The sequence below is a fragment of the Streptomyces sp. LUP30 genome (genome assembly GCF_001746365.1).
GTDB lineage: Bacteria > Actinomycetota > Actinomycetes > Streptomycetales > Streptomycetaceae > Streptomyces.
In genome coordinates this window covers 44,180-62,158 of record NZ_MJAJ01000036.1, presented here as the reverse complement: position 1 = coordinate 62,158, position 17,979 = coordinate 44,180, and the positions used below count along the sequence as shown (strand labels likewise).

Annotated in this window: 17 protein-coding genes and 1 pseudogene; 14 read left to right on the top strand and 4 right to left on the bottom strand. The window is 72.5% G+C overall.

All coding sequences use genetic code 11. The features are described 5' to 3' along the window. Positions 1–63 precede the first annotated feature (63 nt). The 10 genes from BG482_RS26275 to BG482_RS26230 all read left to right on the top strand — a co-directional run bounded on the left by BG482_RS26275 (position 64) and on the right by BG482_RS26230 (position 9,277). Entirely contained in the window at positions 64–1,068 is a 1,005-nt protein-coding gene (locus BG482_RS26275; RefSeq protein ID WP_069771612.1) for an SMP-30/gluconolactonase/LRE family protein, read from the top strand. 78 nt (positions 1,069–1,146) lie between these two features. Beyond that, the gene (crcB, locus tag BG482_RS26270; RefSeq protein WP_069771611.1) at positions 1,147–1,602 is read left to right on the top strand and encodes a fluoride efflux transporter CrcB; all 456 of its coding nucleotides are present in this window, start codon (positions 1,147–1,149) and stop codon (positions 1,600–1,602) included. Then, positions 1,599–1,979: a DUF190 domain-containing protein gene (locus tag BG482_RS26265; protein WP_069771610.1), complete on the top strand. Its 381-nt coding sequence runs from the start codon at positions 1,599–1,601 to the stop codon at positions 1,977–1,979. Before crcB (BG482_RS26270) ends, BG482_RS26265 begins: the two co-directional genes overlap by 4 nt. Then, positions 1,976–2,341: a fluoride efflux transporter CrcB gene (crcB, locus tag BG482_RS26260; RefSeq protein WP_069771609.1), complete on the top strand. Its 366-nt coding sequence runs from the start codon at positions 1,976–1,978 to the stop codon at positions 2,339–2,341. The genes BG482_RS26265 and crcB (BG482_RS26260) overlap by 4 nt, the downstream gene beginning before the upstream one ends. 106 nt (positions 2,342–2,447) lie before the next feature. Next, positions 2,448–3,284 (top strand): undecaprenyl-diphosphate phosphatase, encoded by an 837-nt coding sequence (locus BG482_RS26255; protein WP_069771608.1) that lies wholly within the window; start codon positions 2,448–2,450, stop codon positions 3,282–3,284. Positions 3,285–3,448: 164 nt separating this feature from the next. Then, positions 3,449–4,126: a FadR/GntR family transcriptional regulator gene (locus BG482_RS26250; protein WP_069771607.1), complete on the top strand. Its 678-nt coding sequence runs from the start codon at positions 3,449–3,451 to the stop codon at positions 4,124–4,126. Next, on the top strand, positions 4,123–5,562 hold the full coding sequence (locus tag BG482_RS26245; RefSeq protein ID WP_069771606.1) for an amino acid permease: 1,440 nt from the start codon (positions 4,123–4,125) through the stop codon (positions 5,560–5,562). Before BG482_RS26250 ends, BG482_RS26245 begins: the two co-directional genes overlap by 4 nt. Before the next feature lie 43 nt (positions 5,563–5,605). Next, positions 5,606–6,622: an asparaginase gene (locus BG482_RS26240; RefSeq protein ID WP_069771605.1), complete on the top strand. Its 1,017-nt coding sequence runs from the start codon at positions 5,606–5,608 to the stop codon at positions 6,620–6,622. 245 nt (positions 6,623–6,867) lie between these two features. Beyond that, complete coding sequence (gene aspA, locus BG482_RS26235; protein ID WP_069771604.1) at positions 6,868–8,280, top strand: aspartate ammonia-lyase; 1,413 nt, start codon at positions 6,868–6,870, stop codon at positions 8,278–8,280. Between the two features lie 58 nt (positions 8,281–8,338). Next, positions 8,339–9,277: a glutaminase gene (locus BG482_RS26230; protein WP_069771603.1), complete on the top strand. Its 939-nt coding sequence runs from the start codon at positions 8,339–8,341 to the stop codon at positions 9,275–9,277. Between the two features lies 1 nt (position 9,278). On the opposite strand, the gene BG482_RS26225 is transcribed toward BG482_RS26230, so the two are convergent. Further along, positions 9,279–10,139, bottom strand: a complete 861-nt coding sequence (locus BG482_RS26225) for an alpha/beta fold hydrolase (RefSeq protein ID WP_256096481.1) — start codon at positions 10,137–10,139, stop codon at positions 9,279–9,281. A 97-nt stretch (positions 10,140–10,236) separates the two neighbouring features. Between BG482_RS26225 and mptB the strand changes: the two genes are divergently transcribed. Next, positions 10,237–11,643, top strand: coding sequence for a polyprenol phosphomannose-dependent alpha 1,6 mannosyltransferase MptB (gene mptB / locus BG482_RS26220; protein WP_069771602.1), 1,407 nt, complete (start codon positions 10,237–10,239; stop codon positions 11,641–11,643). Continuing rightward, positions 11,640–13,262: a glycosyltransferase 87 family protein gene (locus tag BG482_RS44135; RefSeq protein ID WP_370745884.1), complete on the top strand. Its 1,623-nt coding sequence runs from the start codon at positions 11,640–11,642 to the stop codon at positions 13,260–13,262. Before mptB ends, BG482_RS44135 begins: the two co-directional genes overlap by 4 nt. Positions 13,263–13,345: 83 nt before the next feature. Here BG482_RS44135 and BG482_RS41480 read toward each other — a convergent pair. Further along, positions 13,346–14,050 (bottom strand): annotated as a pseudogene (locus BG482_RS41480) (D-alanyl-D-alanine carboxypeptidase family protein); the annotation flags it as partial. Positions 14,051–14,397: 347 nt separating this feature from the next. Then, positions 14,398–15,537, bottom strand: coding sequence for a transcription termination factor Rho (rho, locus tag BG482_RS26205; protein ID WP_069771601.1), 1,140 nt, complete (start codon positions 15,535–15,537; stop codon positions 14,398–14,400). Positions 15,538–15,972: 435 nt separating this feature from the next. Here rho and BG482_RS26200 point away from each other — a divergent pair, with 435 nt between their 5' ends. After that, positions 15,973–16,872 carry a hypothetical protein gene (locus tag BG482_RS26200; RefSeq protein ID WP_176741465.1) on the top strand — a complete coding sequence of 300 codons (900 nt, stop codon included), beginning with the start codon at positions 15,973–15,975 and terminating at the stop codon, positions 16,870–16,872. Between the two features lie 54 nt (positions 16,873–16,926). On the opposite strand, the gene BG482_RS26195 is transcribed toward BG482_RS26200, so the two are convergent. Then, on the bottom strand, positions 16,927–17,334 hold the full coding sequence (locus BG482_RS26195; RefSeq protein WP_069771600.1) for a nuclear transport factor 2 family protein: 408 nt from the start codon (positions 17,332–17,334) through the stop codon (positions 16,927–16,929). A 77-nt stretch (positions 17,335–17,411) separates the two neighbouring features. Between BG482_RS26195 and BG482_RS26190 the strand changes: the two genes are divergently transcribed. Beyond that, positions 17,412–17,975 (top strand): PadR family transcriptional regulator, encoded by a 564-nt coding sequence (locus BG482_RS26190; protein ID WP_069771599.1) that lies wholly within the window; start codon positions 17,412–17,414, stop codon positions 17,973–17,975. Positions 17,976–17,979 lie beyond the last annotated feature (4 nt).

Here is a 17,979-nt window from a genome sequence, read left to right as displayed (position 1 = left end):
GTCCTCCGCCGGTGCTCGGCCCTCCTGCGAGGATGGCCGACTCCTCAAGGAAGGGCGGACCCCATGGACCGTCGGGCGGCTCTCGTCCCTCTCGGATACCTCTCCCTCCCGGGCCAGGGCCCCGAAGACGTCGTCGCCGACCCCGGAGGGCGGGTACTGACCGGAGTGTCCGACGGGCGGATCCTGCGCGTGGACGGTCTGGACGATCCGCCGACGGCCCGTGTCGAGCAGGTGGGAGAGATCGGCGGCCGCCCGCTCGGCCTGGAACTCCTCCCGGACGGCGACCTGTTGGTGTGCAGCGCCGACGGCGCGCTGCTGCGCGTCGACCCCGACGGCGGCGCCGGCGCCGTCCGGGTCCTGACCGAGTCGGCGGCGGGGGAGCGGCTGCGCTTCTGCAGCAACGTCGTCGCACTGCCCGACGGCACGCTCTACTTCACCGTCTCCAGCCGGGTCCATCCCCTGCAGGACTGGATGGGCGACATCGTCGAGCACACCGGCACGGGACGCCTGCTGCGGCTCGAACCCGGCGCCCGCGAGGCCGAAGTCGTCCTGGAGGGGCTGCAGTTCGCCAACGGCCTGGCGCGCAGTGCCGACGACTCCTTCCTGATCGTCGCGGAGACCGGCGCCCGCCGGCTCACCCGCTTCCACCTCACCGGCCCGCGGGCGGGCCGGGCCGAGCCCCTGGTCGAGCAGCTGCCGGGGTTCCCGGACAACTTGTGGCGCGGAGCGCCCGACGGCCCGGTCTGGGTGGCGCTGGCCGGCCCGCGCGTGCCCCCGCTCGACCTTCTGCACCGCGCCGGACCCGCCGTGCGCCGCCGCGCCGCCCGCCTCGCCGTCCACGTCCCCTACCGTCCCTGGGGCGGGACCGGGGTGCTCGCCATCGACGACGAGGGCCGGACCGTGGTCCCGTACTCCCGGCTGCGGTCCCGCGGGGGGACACCCGTCCTCGCCCGGCGGCGCGCCGGATTCCGCATGGTCACGAGCGTCTGCGAGACCGGCGGCCGGCTCGTTCTGGGCAGCCTCCTGGAGCGGGGCCTCGCGGTCTGCGAGGCGCCCCTGACCCGGTGAGCCGGGGTTAGGCTGGTGCCCGGTCGTGATCACTCCGACGACGTGGGGTGGTCCGGGACCGGGCGGGAGACGTACGACATGACAGCTCCGGAGGCCGGGAGCCTCCGTACCGGCACCCCACGGCGGACCACCGGTTCGGGACAGCTCCCGGTGCTCGCCGTCGTGGCCGTCGGCGGCGGCATCGGCGCCGCGGCCCGCTACGCGGCCGCGCTGTGGTGGCCCACGCGGACCGGCGGGTTCCCCTGGGTCACGTTCTGGGTGAACGTCGTCGGCTGCGCGGTGATCGGCGTGTTCCTGGTGCTGGTCACCGAGGCGGTGACCGCCCACCGGCTGGTGCGCCCCTTCTTCGGCACCGGCGTGCTCGGCGGCTTCACGACCTTCTCGACGTACGCCGTCGACATCCGCGGGCTGCTCGGCGCGGGCCGGCCCGGCCCGGCCCTGGCCTACCTCGCCGCGACCCTGTCCGCGGCCCTCTTCGCGGTGTGGCTCGCGGCCACGGCGACCCGCCGCGTTCTCCTGTGGAGGCAGCGATGACCAGGCTGACCGGCAGTGCCCTGCGGCTGACCGTCCTCATCGGCGAGAACGACACCTGGCACCACAAGCCCCTGTACACGGAGATCGTGCACCGCGCCCACGCCGCCGGCCTCGCGGGCGCCAGTGTCTTCCGCGGCATCGAGGGCTTCGGCGCGTCCTCGCGCATCCACACGTCCCGGCTGCTCTCGCTCAGCGAGGACCTGCCGGTGGCCGTGGTCGTCGTGGACACCGAGGAACGGGTGCGGGCCTTCCTGCCCCAGCTCGACGAGCTGGTCACGGAGGGGATGGTCACCCTCGATCCGTGCGAGGTGATCCGGTATGCGGGCCGCGGCGAGAACCAGGGCGATTCGGGCATGAAGGGTAAGAACTGGTTGTGAACTGGCTGGTGGTCGTGGTGGGCGGGATGATCGGCGCCCCGCTGCGGTACCTGACCGACCGCACGGTGCAGTCCCGGCACGACTCGGTCTTCCCCTGGGGCACCTTCGTCGTCAACGTCGCCGGCTGCCTGGTCCTCGGCACGCTGACCGGGGCCGGCGGTGTCGCCCCCGACCTGCGGTTGTTCCTGGGAACAGGCCTGTGCGGCGCGCTGACGACGTACTCCACGTTCTCCTACGAGACGCTGCGGCTGACCGAGACCGGTGCGGGCCTGTACGCCGCGGCCAACGCCGTCGCGAGCGTGGTGGCGGGGCTGGGGGCGGCGTCCGCGGGGGTGGCGCTCGGGCAGTGGGCGTGGCCGTAGGAGAATCGGGCCTGCCTCCGGCCTGCTGCGGGCCTGGTAGGACTGTGCACGACACCGGAGCGTCTACAACGCTGTCGACCGATTCGTCTTCTCAGAACTGGATTCCATGAGCGCCATCTCCGTCGGCCAAGCCGTCGTCCTCGGAGCCGTCGAGGGAGTGACCGAGTTCCTCCCCGTCTCCTCGACCGGACATCTGAAGATCACCGAAGGCCTGATGCACATCCCGGTCGACGACGACGCCGTCGTCGGCTTCTCCGCCGTCATCCAGGTCGGCGCGATCGCCGCGGTGCTCGTGTACTTCCGCAAGGACATCGCGCGGATCGTGGGGGCCTGGTTCCGGGGACTGCGCAACCGTGAGGAGCGCGACCACCACGACTACAAGTTCGCCTGGTGGGTGATCTACGCGACTATCCCGATCGTCGTCGTGGGGCTCGCCGCCAAGCCGCTCATCGAGGGCCCGCTGGCCTCGCTGTGGGTGGTCGCGGGCTCGCTGATCGTCGGCAGCGGCGTGATGTGGGCGGCCGACCAGATGGGCCGGCACAAGCGCGGCGAGGACGACACCTCGTTCAAGGACGCGATGCTGGTCGGCAGCTCGCAGATCCTCGCGCTGCTCTTCCCCGGCTTCTCCCGTTCCGGCGCCACGATGTCCACCGCGCTCATCCTCGACCTGGACCGGGTCGCCGCCACCCGGCTGTCGTTCTTCCTCGGCATCCCCGCCCTGACCGGCGCCGGGATCTACGAACTGAAGGACGCCCTGGGCACCGGCGCGGGGGCGGCGCCCCTGGCCGTGGGCACGGCCGTGTCCTTCGTCGTCGCCTACGCCTCCATCGCCTGGCTGCTGAAGTACGTCGCAAAGCACTCGTTCAACGCCTTCGTCGTCTACCGCCTCGTCGTCGGTCTGGCGCTGTTCGGTCTGCTGGCCTCCGGGGTCCTCGACAGCTGACCGCTGGATCCCTCAAGGGGCGGGAAGTCGCCATTCAGGCGCCCCGCCCCCTGAATTTTTGTTTTCGACCGTCTTGACAGGGGCCTCGGGCCACCCGGAGTATCACTCCCGTGAACCTGTCAGACAGCCAGACAGGTGGTCGGACTCCGCGGCGCGTCAGCGCCATGGAAGCGGTCCTCACCCACCTCCGCGGCGCCATCGAGCGCGGCGAGTACGCCATCGGCGACAAGCTTCCCTCCGAGGCGGAGCTCTGCCGCACCCTCGAGGTGTCCCGGCCCGTACTGCGGGAGGCCCTGCGGGCGCTGCAGACGATGGGCCTGACCGTCGCCAAGACGGGCAAGGGCACCTTCGTGATCGCGAACACCGTCGAGGACCCCACCTTCGGCGACTACGCCGCCAGCGACCTGCTGGAAGTGCGCCGTCACGTCGAGATCCCGGTCGCCGGGTACGCGGCCCTGCGCCGCACCCCGGAGAACCTGGACCACCTCGCCCACCTGCTGGACCGCATGGAGCGCGAGACGGACACCACCGCCTGGGTCGCGATGGACACCCTCTTCCACCTGGCTGTCGCCGAAGCCGCCCAGAACCCGGTCTTCCGCCGGGTCATCGAGGAGATCCGCGACGCACTGGCGCGTCAGTCGGCCTTCCTCAACGAGCTGGGCGGCCGGCGCGAGCAGTCCAACCGCGAGCACCGGGCGATCGTCGAGGCCCTGATCGACGGTTCCGAACCCGATGCGGTGGAGGCCATGAGCCACCACCTCGACCGCGTCGAGACCACCCTCACCGACATCGTGCGCGCCCCGCGCGCGCACTCTCCCCTGGAAGGCGGACCCGAGGCGTGAGCGAACAGCACCTCAAAGACGAGACGCGCCCCTCGACCCCGCACGTCGACGCCGGAGACGCGGGCTACAGCAAGTCGCTGAAGTCCCGGCACGTCAACATGATCGCCATCGGCGGCGCCATCGGCACCGGCCTCTTCCTCGGCGCGGGCGGCCGCCTCGCCGACGCCGGCCCCTCCCTCTTCATCGCCTACGCCGTCTGCGGGATATTCGCCTTCCTCGTGGTGCGCGCCCTCGGCGAACTCGTCCTGTACCGCCCGTCCTCCGGCGCCTTCGTGTCCTACGCCCGCGAGTTCATGGGCGAGAAGGGGGCGTACACGGCCGGGTGGATGTACTTCCTGAACTGGGCCACCACCGGCGTCGCCGACATCACGGCGGTGGCCACCTACACCCACTACTGGGGCATGTTCTCCGACATCCCCCAGTGGGTGATCGCCCTGATCGCCCTGGCGGTGGTCCTCACCGTGAACCTCATCTCGGTGAAGATCTTCGGCGAACTGGAGTTCTGGTTCGCCATCGTCAAGGTCAGCGCACTGGTGATCTTCATGTGCATCGGGATCTTCCTGCTGGTCACCCAGCACCCCGTGGACGGCGCCGCGCCCGGCCCTTCGCTGATCACCGACAACGGCGGCGTCTTCCCCAACGGTCTGCTGCCCATGCTGCTGATCATCCAGGGCGTGGTCTTCGCCTACGCCTCCGTCGAGCTGGTCGGCGTCGCCGCCGGCGAGACCGAGAACCCCGAGAAGATCCTGCCGAAGGCGATCAACTCGATCATGTGGCGCGTGGGCCTGTTCTACGTCGGCTCGGTGGTCCTGCTGTCGATGCTGCTGCCGTGGAACAAGTACACGTCGGGCGAGAGCCCCTTCGTGACGGTCCTGTCCAACGTCGGCATCCCGGCGGCGGGCGGGGTCATGAACCTCGTCGTCCTCACCGCGGCCATGTCCTCGCTCAACTCCGGCCTGTACTCCACCGGCCGCATCCTTCGCTCCATGGCGATGTCCGGCTCCGCCCCGAAGTTCACCTCGGTCATGAGCCGCAGCCAGGTCCCGTACGGCGGCATCCTGCTGACCAGCGGTATCTGTGTCCTCGGCGTCGCCCTGAACTTCGTCGTCCCGGCGGACGCCTTCGAGATCGTCCTGAACTTCGCGGCGATCGGCATCCTCTCCACCTGGGGCATGATCATGATCTGTCACCTCCTCTTCTGGCAGAAGACCCAGAAAGGCGAGCTGACCCGCCCGGGCTACCGACTCCCGGGCTCACCCTGGACCGAACTCGTGACGCTGTTCTTCCTCGCCTCGGTCCTGGTCCTCATGTACGCCGACGGCGGCGCCGGACGCACCACCGTGCTGTGCCTGCCGCTGATCGTTGCCGCGCTCGTGGCGGGCTGGTACGCCGTCCGCCGCAACCTGGCGCGCACCTCGTCCAAGGCCGACGCGTGACCCCTGCGCCGGCCCACGCCAACCCACAAGCGATCAGGCAGTGATGTTCAGCAGTTCCCTCGCCGAGGCCCCCGCGATCCGCGAACCCCTCCACGCACCCGTCGCCCATCTCGTCCGAGGCGGGGTGACCGAGGGCATCCACTACGGCTCCGTCGTCGTCCTCGGCGCGGACGGTGAGGTCGAGCTCCAGCTCGGCGACATCGAGGCCGCCATGTATCCGCGCTCGGCGCTCAAGCCGGTCCAGGCGGTCGCCATGGTCCGGGCCGGGCTGCCGCTCGACGGCGAACTGCTCTCGCTCGCCGCCGCCAGCCACTCCGGCGAGGAGCGTCATCTCGCCGGGGCCCGGCGGATCCTGGAGCTGGGCGGCGTCGGCGAGGGCGACCTGCGCAACGTCGAGGACATGCCGTACGACCCGGCCGTCCGCGACGCCTGGACACGGGAGGGCCGTGCGCCCTCGCGCCTGGCCCAGAACTGCTCCGGCAAGCACGCGGCCATGCTGTACACCTGCGCGCTCAACGGCTGGTCCCTCGACGGTTATCTCGACCCGGCGCACCCGCTGCAGCAGGCGATCGCCGAGATCGTCGAGGACCTCAGCGGGCAGCGGATCGCCCGGGTCACCGTCGACGGGTGCGGCGCCCCGCTGTTCTCGGTCTCCCTGCACGGACTCGCCCGGGCGGCCGCCCGGATCACCACGGCGGCGCCCGGCACCCCGGAGGCACGGGTGGCCGACGCCATGCGCGACCACGCCGAGATGGCCTCCGGCTCCGGCCGGGACGTGGCCGCCCTGATGCGGGCCGTGCCGGGCCTGCTGACCAAGGACGGCTTCGAGGGCGTGCAGGTCGCCGCCCTCCCGGACGGCCGCTCCGTCGCCGTCAAGATCTCCGACGGCGCGAACCGGGCCCGTGTCCCGGTCACCGCCGCCGCCCTGGCCCGGGCCGGCGTCGACCCCGCACTCCTCACCGGGTTCGCGGGCGAGCCGCTGCTCGGTGGCGGCGTACCGGTCGGCTCTGTCCGCCCGGTGCGCGCGCTGGACCCGGTCACCGTGCGGGCCTGCGCCTGACGGCTCCGGTGGCCACCGAGTGTGCGCGGTGGCCACCGGCGGACCCCCGGTCCCGCCGGCCGGTCCTCGGACCCGGCCGGGCCACGTGCCCGGCCCCATGAACCGCCGTCCCGGTCACCGCCGGGCCGGCGCCCGACCGGCTCGGGCGGACGCCATCCCGTACCGCCCGAGCCGGTCGCCCTCCCCGACCTCGCCCTTCTCGCCCCTCTCCGCCCTCCCCGCCCTCAGAAAGAGGCCGCACCCTCATGACCGCCGCCGTCACCCGCAGCGAACACGACCTGCTCGGAGACCGGGACGTCCCCGCCGACGCGTACTGGGGCGTCCACACCCTGCGTGCCACGGAGAACTTCCCCATCACCGGGATGCCGATCTCCGCCTACCCGCACCTCATCGACGCGCTCGCCGCGGTCAAGGAAGCGGCCGCCCTCGCCAACGAGGAGCTCGGCCTGCTGACGCCCGAGAAGGCCGCCGCCATCGTGGCCGCCTGCCGGGAGATCCGCGCCGGGAAGCTGCACGAGCAGTTCGTCGTGGACGTCGTCCAGGGCGGCGCCGGCACCTCGACCAACATGAACGCCAACGAGGTCGTCGCCAACCGGGCGCTGGAGCTGCTCGGACACCGCAAGGGCCAGTACGGTCACCTGCACCCCAACGAGGACGTCAACCTCGGCCAGTCCACCAACGACGTCTACCCGACCGCCGTCAAGATAGCGACGGTCTTCGCGGTGCGTGGACTGCTCAAGGCGATGGCCGTCCTGCAGGATTCCTTCGCCCGCAAGGCCGTGGAGTTCCGCCATGTGCTCAAGATGGGCCGTACACAGTTGCAGGATGCGGTCCCGATGACTCTCGGTCAGGAGTTCTCGGCTTATGCCGTCATGATTGACGAGGACCGCAACCGTCTGGACGAGGCCGTCCAGTTGATCTACGAGATCAACCTGGGCGCCACGGCCATCGGCACCGGCCTCAACGCTCCCGCGGGATACGCCGAGTCGGCCCGCCGCCACCTCGCCGAGATCACCGGCCTGCCGCTCGTCACCGCGGCCAACCTGGTCGAGGCCACCCAGGACTGCGGCGCGTTCGTGCAGATGTCCGGCGTGCTCAAGCGGGTCGCCGTCAAGCTGTCCAAGAGCTGCAACGATCTTCGACTGCTGTCCTCGGGGCCGCGGGCCGGTCTCGGCGAGATCAACCTGCCGCCGGTCCAGGCCGGTTCGTCCATCATGCCCGGCAAGGTCAACCCGGTGATCCCCGAGGTCGTCAACCAGGTCGCCTTCGAGGTGATCGGCAACGACGTCACCATCACCATGGCCGCCGAGGCCGGACAGCTCCAGCTGAACGCCTTCGAGCCGATCATCCTGCACTCCCTGTCGGAGTCCATCACCCACCTGCGCGCCGCCTGCCTCACGCTCGCCGAGCGCTGTGTGAACGGCATCACCGCCAACACCGCGGCGCTGCGCGCGAGCGTGGAGAACTCCATCGGCCTGGTCACCGCCCTCAACCCGCACATCGGGTACACGGCGGCCACCGACATCGCCAAGGAGGCCCTCGCCACCGGCCGGGGCGTCGCCGAACTCGTACTGGAGAAGGGCCTGTTGCCCGCGGAGCGGCTGGCCGACCTGCTGCGCCCCGAGGTCCTCGCCGGCAGCGGCTCGCCTCTGGCGTGACGCCTGCCTGAACACCGATGACCAGCGACGAACGCGTCAGGACCGGCACGGAGGCACAATGGTGATCATGACAATGACGTCGTCCCCGGCCTTCCAGCCGGTCCTGGAACGCATCGCCGAGGAGATGGAGCACACTCCCGGGCGCGGCCGCCCGGCCGACTACATTCCGGCGCTCGCCGCTTGCGACCCCCGCCGTTTCGGCATGGCCGTCGCGGAGCCCGACGGCACGGTGTACGGCGTGGGGGACTGGCGGGAGCCGTTCTCCACGCAGTCGATCACCAAGGTGTTCACCCTCGCCCTCGATCTGGCACGCGAGGGCGACGAACTCTGGGAGCACGTGGGCCGCGAACCTTCGGGCAACCCTTTCAACTCCCTGGTGCAGCTGGAGTACGAGCGGGGCATTCCGCGCAACCCCTTCATCAACGCGGGCGCCCTGGTCGTCACCGACCGGCTCCACACCCGTACCGGGGACGCGGCCGGCGAACTCCTCGGCTTCCTGCGCGCCGAGAGCGGCAACCCCGCGCTGGACTTCGACGAGGACGTCGCCGCCTCCGAGGCCGCGCACGGCGACCGCAACGCCGCACTGGCCCATTTCATGGCGTCCTACGGCAACGTCGACAACGACGTGCCGGTCCTGCTCGACCAGTACTTCCGCCAGTGCTCCCTGACCGCCTCCTGCGCCGATCTCGCCCTGGCGACCGGGTTCCTCGCCCGCCACGGCCTGCGCGCCGACGGCAGCCGGCTGCTCACCCGCAGCCAGGCCAAGCAGGTCAACGCGGTGATGCTGACCTGCGGCACCTACGACGCGGCCGGCGAATTCGCCTACCGGGTCGGCCTGCCCGGCAAGAGCGGCGTCGGCGGCGGCGTCATCGCCGTGGTTCCCGGCCGCTGCACCCTGTGCGTGTGGAGCCCGGGCCTGGACGAACGGGGCAACTCGGTGGCGGGCGTGGCCGCCCTGGACCGGTTCACGACCCTCACGGGGCTGTCGGTGTTCTGAATCAGTCCCGGTCGGGCCGGTCCGGGCCCGCCAGGAACTCGGTCAGCAGCGGGAGCAGCAGGGTCGTGCGCCGCATGAGCGCCATGTGCGTGGTGGCCGGCAGGACGGCCAGCTCAGCCCGGGGGATCAGCCGGTGCATCTCGGCCGCGTGCTCGATCCGCACGAAGTCGGTGTCGCCGACCACCAGCAGCGTGGGCGCGCCGAGCCCGCGCAGGTCGTCGGCGGTCCAGGGGAGCGGGGCCCGGGCCGCGGCGGTGCACTTGGCGATGAGGTCCTGGAAGCGCTCCGGATGCGGTGCGACGGCCGTGTACGCGTCGGTCATCTCCTGGAAGTCGGCCTGGCTCGGGAGGCGCGCGGAGGTGTAGTCGGGGGTGACGACCTCCTCGTGACAGCCCTCCTGGGAGTACTGCGTGGCCGCGAGCACGAGCCGTCCGACGCGCTCGGGGTGTTCGAGCGCGAGGTGCAGCGCGGTCAGGCCGCCCAGGCTGAATCCGAGCAGGTCGGCCTTCTCGATGCCCAGGACGTCGAGCAGCGCCACCACGTCGGAGGCCAGGTTCGCCGGCGTCATGGCACGGTCGACGTCGGCGGTGTGACCGTGCCCCTGGAGCTCGGGAGCCACGACGCGCCGGCCCTCGGCCAGCGCGGGCAGGAGGGCCCCGAAGGACAGTCCCACGGTGAGCACCCCGCCGTGCAGCAGCACCAGCGGCCGGCCGGCCCCGTCGTCGCAGCCGTGGCTCTCGTAGTACATCTCGAGACCGTTGACCTTGGCGTAGTCGGAGCTGCTCGCCACGTTCATCACGTCCGTTCGGTTGTTCGGCAGGTGGTCGTCGCAGGGGAGACCGCCCGGGCCGCCGGAACTCATCGCCGCCGCCCCGAACGCACGAGCCGGTCACACGCAGGCCGCCGCCCCGAGGGCGGAAGGTCGCTCCGCGGCCATCCGGCGTCGACACCATGTCGGGGTGTCGGCCAATGCCTTCCCCCTCGATCTCCGTCGCTGTCAGGTGCTGGGCCTGGCCGGCACGGCGAGTCTCGCGCTCGGCGGCGAGACGGCCGGCGCCCTGCCCGCCCGAGAGCTCCTCGCCCCCTCCTCGGCGCACGCCGTCCTGGGGCTGGTCGGCGTCTACTTCGGGCTGGTGCTGTTGACCGCCGCCTGGATCCGGCTCGGCCGACTGGTGCGCGGCGCGCGGCCGCCGTCGCCGCGCGCCCTCGTGCTCGTCCTCGTCGTGTGGGCCGCGCCGCTGCTGATCGCACCGCCGCTGTTCAGCCGCGACGTGTACAGCTACCTGGCCCAGGGAGCCATGGTCCACGCGCACCTCGACGTGTACGCGCACGGTCCGGCCCGGCTCGGCGGGCCGCTCGCCGAGGAGGTCGCCCCGCTGTGGCGGCGGACCGCGGCCCCCTACGGGCCCGTCTTCCTCGCGCTGGCCGCCGCCCTGTCCGCCCTGACCCGCGGCGCGCTGTCCGCGGGACTGCTCGGCATGCGGTGCGTGGCGCTGTTCGGGGTGGCGCTGATGACGGCCGCCCTGCCCCGGCTCGCCCGGCACAGCGGCGCCGACCCCTCCGCCGCGCTCTGGCTCGGCGTCCTCAACCCGCTGGTGCTGCTGCACCTGGTGGCCGGCGCCCACAACGACGCGATCATGCTGGGGCTGCTCGGCGTCGGCCTGGTCGCGGCGCTCGGCCGCCGTCCGGTGCTCGGGGCTGTCCTCGTCACCCTCGCCGCCCTGGTCAAGGCCCCGGCCGCGCTGGGCCTCGTCGCGGTCGTGGTCCTGCAACTGCGCGCGGGCCGTCGTCCGGTCCCGGTCCTGCTGACGACGGGGGGCGCGGCGGCCGTCACCACGGTCGCGGCGACCGCCGTCGCGGGCACCGGATACGGCTGGATAGCGGCCCTGGACACCCCGGTCTCCGCACACAACTGGGCCCTCACCAGCCTGCTCGGGCGGGCCACCCGTGCCCTTCTGGAGGGCCTCGGCAGCGACCTGGCGCCGCTGGCCGTCCCTGTCTGGCACGGTCTCGGGCTCGCGATCACCGCCGTCGCCCTCGTGGTCATCTGGTGGCGGCTGCGCCCGCGTCCGGTGTACGCGCTCGGACTGAGCCTCGCCGCGGTGGCCGCGTTCGGCCCGGCGATCCGCCCCTGGTACGCGCTGTGGGGCCTGTTCCTCATCGCCGCCGCGGCCCCCGACACCCCGACACGGCATCGGACGGCGGCCGTGGCCGGCGTCCTCGCGCTGGCCGTGCTCCCCGACGGCGGCCCGGCCGATCCGGACCGCCTGCTGCTGGCCCTCTGCGGTGGCGCGCTCGCCGCGGTCGTCCTGTGGCAGGCCCGGCTCGGGGCACAGTCGCCGACCGCCCTGGGGCGTACGGCATGACACCGAGGAACGTCCCCGCCCTGCGGGCACCGCGCACCGACCGCGGCCGGCTGCTGCTGGTGCTCGTCCTGGCCCTAGCCGTCACGGTCTTCACCGCCACGGTGCCGCTGCTGCGGGACTGGTTCGACCTGCGCGTCTACTACGGCACCGTCAACAGCTGGCTCCACGACGGCGGCCGGGTCTACGACTACCTGGTGCCGGGCACGCCGTACGGCTTCACCTACCCTCCGTTCGCGGCCGTCGTGATGTCGCCCATGGCCCTGCTCGGCCTGCGCACCGCGATCGTGACCGCCCTGCTGCTCAACCTGGCGGCACTGGTCTTCGTCGTGCGGGTGCTGGCCGGGCCCGGGTGGCGGCGCCACGGCTGGTACGGCGCCGGCCTCGCGGCCTGCGCGCTGACCCTGTTCGAACCGCTGCGCGACACCATCAGCTTCGGCCAGGTCAACCTCCTGCTGCTGGCCCTCGTCCTGGCCGACGCCCGGCTGCTGGCGTCCGGTCCGCCGTCGTCCGGTCCGCCGGTGTCCGGCTCGCCCCGCCCGTCCCGCCGGCCTCGAGCTCATGGGCCGGCCCGTCGGCACGGCCCGCCCCATCGGGTCCGACGGTTCGAGCAGCTTCGGTGGTCGCGCCGGTCCGGCTGGTCGCGGTGGGCGGGAACCGGCATCGGGCTGGCCGCGGCGGTCAAGCTCACGCCCGCGCTCTTCATCGGCCTGCTGCTCATCGCCCGCCGCCGACGGGCGGCCGCATCGGCCACCGTCGTGGCGGCCGGCGCGACGGCGTTCGCCGCGCTGGTCGCCCCCGACGCCTCGCGCTTCTACTGGACGCGGGCCCTGTGGGACACGACCCGTGTGGGCCGGCTCGACTACGTCTCGAACCAGTCCCTTCAGGGGGTGCTGGCCCGGCTGGGCGTGGAGAGCCGGGCCGTGTGGGCGGCGCTGGTCGTGCTGGTGCTGTGCGGGTGGGCGTGGCGATCCCGGCGGGCGTGGGACGCGGGCGACGGACAGGCGGCCTTCGCCCTCACCGGCCTCACCGCCTGCCTGGTCAGTCCCGTGACCTGGGTGCACCACCTGGTCTGGCTGCTGCCGTCCTTCGCCGTGCTGATCCGCGCGGGGCGCCCGCGTGTCGCCGGCGCCCTGTACGCGGTGCTGTGCACCAGCGTGGTGTGGCTGTGGTTCGACGGCGCGTCCGGCGTCGGCGGCTTCCTCGGCGCCAACGCCTACACCTGGATCACGCTCGGCCTGCTGGTGTGGCTGCCCGTCGGTCACCTTCCCCGGGATCCGCGGCCCGCGAACCGCAGCACCAGCGCCACGGCGGCTCCGCCCAGTGCGGCGGCCCCCATGATGAGCGCCGCCTCCGACCAGCCGACGTCGCCGACGTCGGCCCGGACCGTCGCCGCGGTCGCCACTGTGGGCGGCGGCGCGGACCGCTTCGACGGTGCGAGGGACGGCGTGGACGGTGTGGACGGCCCGAGCCCTGGTCCGGAGGGCGAGGAGGGCGCCGCCTGCGGTCCGGACCGTGGGTGGGTGCGCGGGCGGGCCCGCAGCGCGTCCAGCGAGCCGACCGGATCGACCCGTCCGGCTGCCGCGAAGCCCCAGTCGAGCAGCTCCCGCGCCTCCTCGTAGACGGTGAACCCGCCGCCCGCCTGAGGGTTCATCACCGTCACGACGAGGGTGCGCCCGCCCCGACGCGCGGCGGCGACCAGGGTGTTGCCGGCGTTGCTGGTGTAGCCGTTCTTGATCCCGATCAGTCCCGGGTACGGCTCGACGCCGTTCGCCCCGGTGAGCAGCCGGTTGGTGTTGGCGATGCCGTAGGACCCGCCTCCGTCCCCGGGGAACTCCGCCTCCGCGGTCGCGCAGTACCGCGCGAAGTCGGGGTTGCGCAGCCCCTCCCGCCCGAAGACCGCCAGGTCGTAGGCGGACGACACCTGGCCGGGGGCGTCGTAGCCGTCGGGCGACCGCACATGGGTGTCCAGCGCGCCCAGGGACCGTGCCTCGGCCTGCATCCGGACGGCGGTGGTGTGCCAGCCGCCGCTGAGCGACGCCAGGACGTGCACGGCGTCGTTGCCGGAGTTGAGGAACACACCTCGCCACAGGTCGGCGATCCGGTACGTGTGGCCTTCGGCGACCCCGACGAGGCTGCTGCCGGGCCCGATGCCCATGAGTTCCTCCGCGCTCACCCGGTGCCGGAGCTCGCCGGGCAGCACCGGCAGCACGGTCAGGGCGAAGAGGGTCTTCAGCGTGCTGGCGGGGGGCAGTCCCCGGTGCGCGTTCGACGCGGCGAGCACCTCGCCGGTCTCGGCGTCGGACACCAGCCACGACAGGGCGGAGACGTCCGGGACCTCGGGGGCGCCGCGATGCGGCCTGACCTGGATGCCGGACCGGTACAGCAGCGACGGCGCAGGGACCGTCATGCCCGGTGCGCGGGCTTCGCCCGGTGCGCCGGGATGCCCCGGGTCCGTGTCGGCCGGGGCGGCGGCCGCGGCGGGCCCGAGGGCGAGGACGCCGGCCACACAGAACGCGCAGGCCGTCGATGCGGCCCGGGAAGAGAATCCGATCGTCATATGATCAACGTAGGAACCGATGGCGGCTTCCCCGCGCTGCCCGTGCCGGACGGGCCCGCGCGAGCACCCGGATGCCGCACGGCCGGCGGCCCGTTGTCCCCGGCCGCGCGCCGCTGCCCTCCGGCTCTGGTCCGCACCCTCCGGCGGCCGTCCGGCGAGGCTGCCGCACCGGCCGTCCGGCGGTGGCCGGCGAGTGGCTAGGCGGCGGGCAGCGTGGGCTGGATGCGGCGCAGGAACGACGCGTTGTCGGGGGTCTCACGCATCCGCTCCAGAAGGGTCTCCAGGTTCGCCCGGCCGTCCCGGGGCCGCAGCGCCCGGCGCAGGCCGCGCACGGCGGTCAACTCGGCCGGGGAGTACAGGAGTTCCTCCCGGCGGGTGCCCGAGCCGTCGACGTCGACGGCGGGGAAGACGCGTCGGGAGGCCGGCTCGCGGTCGAGGCGGAGCTCCATGTTGCCGGTGCTCTTCAGTTCCTCGAAGTAGAAGTCGTCGGCGCGGGAGCCCGTTTCGACCAGGGCGGTCGCCAGGATGGTGAGCGAGCCGCCCTCCTCGGCGGCACGCGCGGCGCCGAAGAACCGCTTGGGGCCGATCAGCGCGGTCGCGTCGACGCCGCCGCTGAGGGTACGGCCCCCGGCGGCCGCCGCGTTGTTGTGGGCCCGGCACAGCCGGGTCAGGGAGTCGAGGAGGATCACGACGTCCTCGCCCGCCTCGACGAGCCGCTTGGCCCGTTCGACGACGAGTTCGGCCAGGGCGGTGTGGTGTCCCGGCGCCCGGTCGAACGTCGAGGCGTACACCTCGCCGCGCACGGAGCGCCGCATGTCGGTGACTTCCTCGGGCCGCTCGTCGAGCAGGACGACCATCAGCCGTGCCCGGGGATGGTTGCCGGCCACGGCGGCGGCGATCTGCTGGAGCAGCACCGTCTTGCCGGTCTTGGGCGGCGCGACGATCAGCCCGCGCTGGCCCTTGCCGACGGGCGCGAGGAGATCCACGACCCGTCCGGCGAGACCCGACGCGGGGTGTTCGAGGCGGAGCCGTTCGTGGGGGTGCAGGGGGGTGAGGTCGCGGAAGTTACGGCGGCCGTGCAGTGCGTCGGGGGTGAGGCCCTCGACGCGGGTGACCTCGGTGAGGGTGCGCTGGGCGCCGCGCACCCCTTCGACGAGGTCGCCCTTGCGCAGGCCGTGACGGCGGATCAGCGCGGCCGGGACCTGGACGTCGTGCGGCGTGGGCAGGCAGTCCGCGGGGCGCAGGCGTCCCTTGCCGCTCGCGTCGACGTCGAGGACGCCGACGCCGATCCGGGCCGGGGACTGCTGCACCGGGGGGTGTTCGAGAGTGGTGGTCATGGGGGGCGGTCCTTTCACGGACGGAAGGCATGAGGCATGCGAAGGGGGGGGCAGCCGCGGAGGGAGGGCGCACTGCGCGCCTCGGGCGGCGGGAACGGCACCGCGGCACGGCGAAGTCGAGCCGTGGGCGGTGGTGCGGGAAAGCCGCTGCACCGGCCGGAGACGGCGGGTGACGAGGCGGCGATTCGAGAGACCGGCACCGGCGCCCAGGAGGGGGCGTACACAAGTGCCAATCGCACTGTAGCACAGCAATCGGCCGCGACGGAGACCTCGTACGCCCGGCGGGAGGTGCGGGGGGTGTCGTGGGCGGTGGGGCCGGCCCCGGAGGAGAGGTGAGCAACCCGGCTTGTGCCAGGTTCATCGCAGATATCCCCAGAGAGTAACGATCCATGACGGCAGCGGACTTGACCGCCATACCTGCATTATCTTCACGTCATGTCCACGCCGCCTCAGTCTCCGCAGCAGCCGGAGCAGCCGGAGCAGTCGTCCGGGGCGCCGGCCCAGCCGAGCGCGTACCCCTATCCGAATCCGCAGTCGCCGGCCCCCGGCGGGCCGATGGGTTTCCCGCCGGCGGCGCAAGCGACCCAGACCGGTCCGCAGAGCGTCTATGCGCAGCCCACGCTGATAGGCCGACCCGTCCAGCCCCAGCCGGGCAACCCCTACGCCCAGCCGGCCCCGTACCCCGTCGTCGGTCCGTCGCCCACGGGGGGCGGCGGCGCCGGACGGGCGGTCCTGTGGGCCGTGGTCGGCGCGGTGGTGGCGTCGGCCGCGTGGGCGGCCGGAGTCTTCCTGACCGCGTCCGGCGCCGACGCGGACCTGCGCGGCTACGCGGCGCCGACCAACCTGTGCACCTCCACCGACTACTCCTCGTTCAAGGCGGAGTACACGGCCGAGGACAGCGCCCCGAGCCACAACGGCATCAAGGACGACGCCCTCGACGAGGGCCTGTGCAACATCAGCCTGAAGAAGTCCGGTTCGAGCTATTCGGACGCCTACCTCTACACCCAGCTCGACCTGCACAAGAAGACCGACCCGGCACCGGAGTTCACCGCCTCCTGGAAGAACTACGGCGACAGCCACAAGGGTTACGACGTGGAGAGCATCTCGGGCATCGGCGACGAGGCCTACCTCGTCAGCGACGACACCACCACCGGCTCGACGAGCGGTTCGCTCTACGCCACGCTCGCCGTCCGGGACGGCTGGGTCACCTACACCATGAGCTACAGCGCCTACTACACCTCGTACGACACCGACACCGATCCGCCGAAGCTCGCCGAGGTCTCGGCCTGGCTGAAGACGGACACCAGGGCGACCCTGCGTGACCTGCGGGGCTGAACACCTGCTCCTGAGGTGGTGCTGAGCGTCCTGAGCGGTCCTGTGGGACCGGAGTCAGGAGGCGGAGGCCGACCGGGCCTCCGCCTCCTTCGCGATCTCGTCGAAGCGCGCGCCCATCGCCGCCGCGAGCGCCTGCGCGCCCGACATGGGGCGCACCATGACGGTCAGTTCGTCGATGAGCCCGCTCTCGTCGAGGTGGATGAAGTCGCAGCCCGACAACTGCCGCTCGCCCACCCGGGCCGTGAACACCAGCGCGTGGTCGCGGCCGTCGCCCCCGTCGAGCTCCCGCTCGTACCGGAAGTCCTCGAACACCTGCGACACCGCGCGCAGGATGGAGGCGGTGATCGCCTTGCCCGGGTAGGGCTTGAACACGACCGGACTGGTGAACACCACGTCGTCGGCCAGCAGCGCCTCGACGGCGTCGAGATCGCCGGCCTCGACCGCCTCACGGAACGCGCGCATCGGATCACCCCATCGTGGACAGTAAATTTGTTGAGTAGGTGCGGATGAGAATAATCATCCGCTGTTACCGTGTCCACATGTCCCTCAAGTACGCCGTGCTGGCCGCCCTGCTGGAGGGCGAGGCCTCGGGCTACGAGCTGGCGAAGGCGTTCGACGTCTCCCTCGCGAACTTCTGGCCCGCCACCCCGCAGCAGCTCTACCGCGAACTGGAGCGCCTCGCGCAGGACGGCCTGATCGAGGCGCGGGTGGTGCAGCAGGAACGCCGCCCCAACAAGCGGATGTTCACCCTCACCGAGGCGGGCCGGGAGGACCTGAGCTCCTTCGCCGTGACCCCGCCGCGCAGGCCCACCGCCGTCCGGGACGAGCTCCTCGTCAAGATCCAGGCGTTGGACGCCGGCGATCCCGAGGCCGCGCGTGCGCTGATCGAGGAGCGGCGGACCTGGGCGCGCGGCAAGCTCGACCGCTACGAGCGACTGCGCGAGCGCCTGCTCGACGGGCGCAGCGAGGACGAGTACCTGGTCGGGGCCGACCGGATCGGCCCCTATCTGACCCTGATGGGCGGCATCGCCTTCGAGGAGGGCAACCTGCGCTGGTGCGAGCAGGCCCTGGCGCTCCTGCGGCGGCGCACCGCCGTAGGCTGACACC

Coding starts and splice junctions, on each gene's coding strand:
- BG482_RS26195 (WP_069771600.1), bottom strand. CDS start 17,334: ATGCGCGCGTTCCGTGAGGCGGTCGAGGCCGGCGATCTCGACGCCGTC.
- BG482_RS26265 (WP_069771610.1), top strand. CDS start 1,599: ATGACCAGGCTGACCGGCAGTGCCCTGCGGCTGACCGTCCTCATCGGC.
- aspA (WP_069771604.1), top strand. CDS start 6,868: ATGACCGCCGCCGTCACCCGCAGCGAACACGACCTGCTCGGAGACCGG.
- BG482_RS26225 (WP_256096481.1), bottom strand. CDS start 10,139: ATGAGTTCCGGCGGCCCGGGCGGTCTCCCCTGCGACGACCACCTGCCG.
- BG482_RS26255 (WP_069771608.1), top strand. CDS start 2,448: ATGAGCGCCATCTCCGTCGGCCAAGCCGTCGTCCTCGGAGCCGTCGAG.
- BG482_RS26275 (WP_069771612.1), top strand. CDS start 64: ATGGACCGTCGGGCGGCTCTCGTCCCTCTCGGATACCTCTCCCTCCCG.
- BG482_RS26240 (WP_069771605.1), top strand. CDS start 5,606: ATGTTCAGCAGTTCCCTCGCCGAGGCCCCCGCGATCCGCGAACCCCTC.
- BG482_RS26200 (WP_176741465.1), top strand. CDS start 15,973: ATGTCCACGCCGCCTCAGTCTCCGCAGCAGCCGGAGCAGCCGGAGCAG.
- BG482_RS26190 (WP_069771599.1), top strand. CDS start 17,412: ATGTCCCTCAAGTACGCCGTGCTGGCCGCCCTGCTGGAGGGCGAGGCC.
- BG482_RS26230 (WP_069771603.1), top strand. CDS start 8,339: ATGGTGATCATGACAATGACGTCGTCCCCGGCCTTCCAGCCGGTCCTG.
- BG482_RS26250 (WP_069771607.1), top strand. CDS start 3,449: ATGGAAGCGGTCCTCACCCACCTCCGCGGCGCCATCGAGCGCGGCGAG.
- rho (WP_069771601.1), bottom strand. CDS start 15,537: ATGACCACCACTCTCGAACACCCCCCGGTGCAGCAGTCCCCGGCCCGG.
- BG482_RS44135 (WP_370745884.1), top strand. CDS start 11,640: ATGACACCGAGGAACGTCCCCGCCCTGCGGGCACCGCGCACCGACCGC.
- crcB (WP_069771611.1), top strand. CDS start 1,147: ATGACAGCTCCGGAGGCCGGGAGCCTCCGTACCGGCACCCCACGGCGG.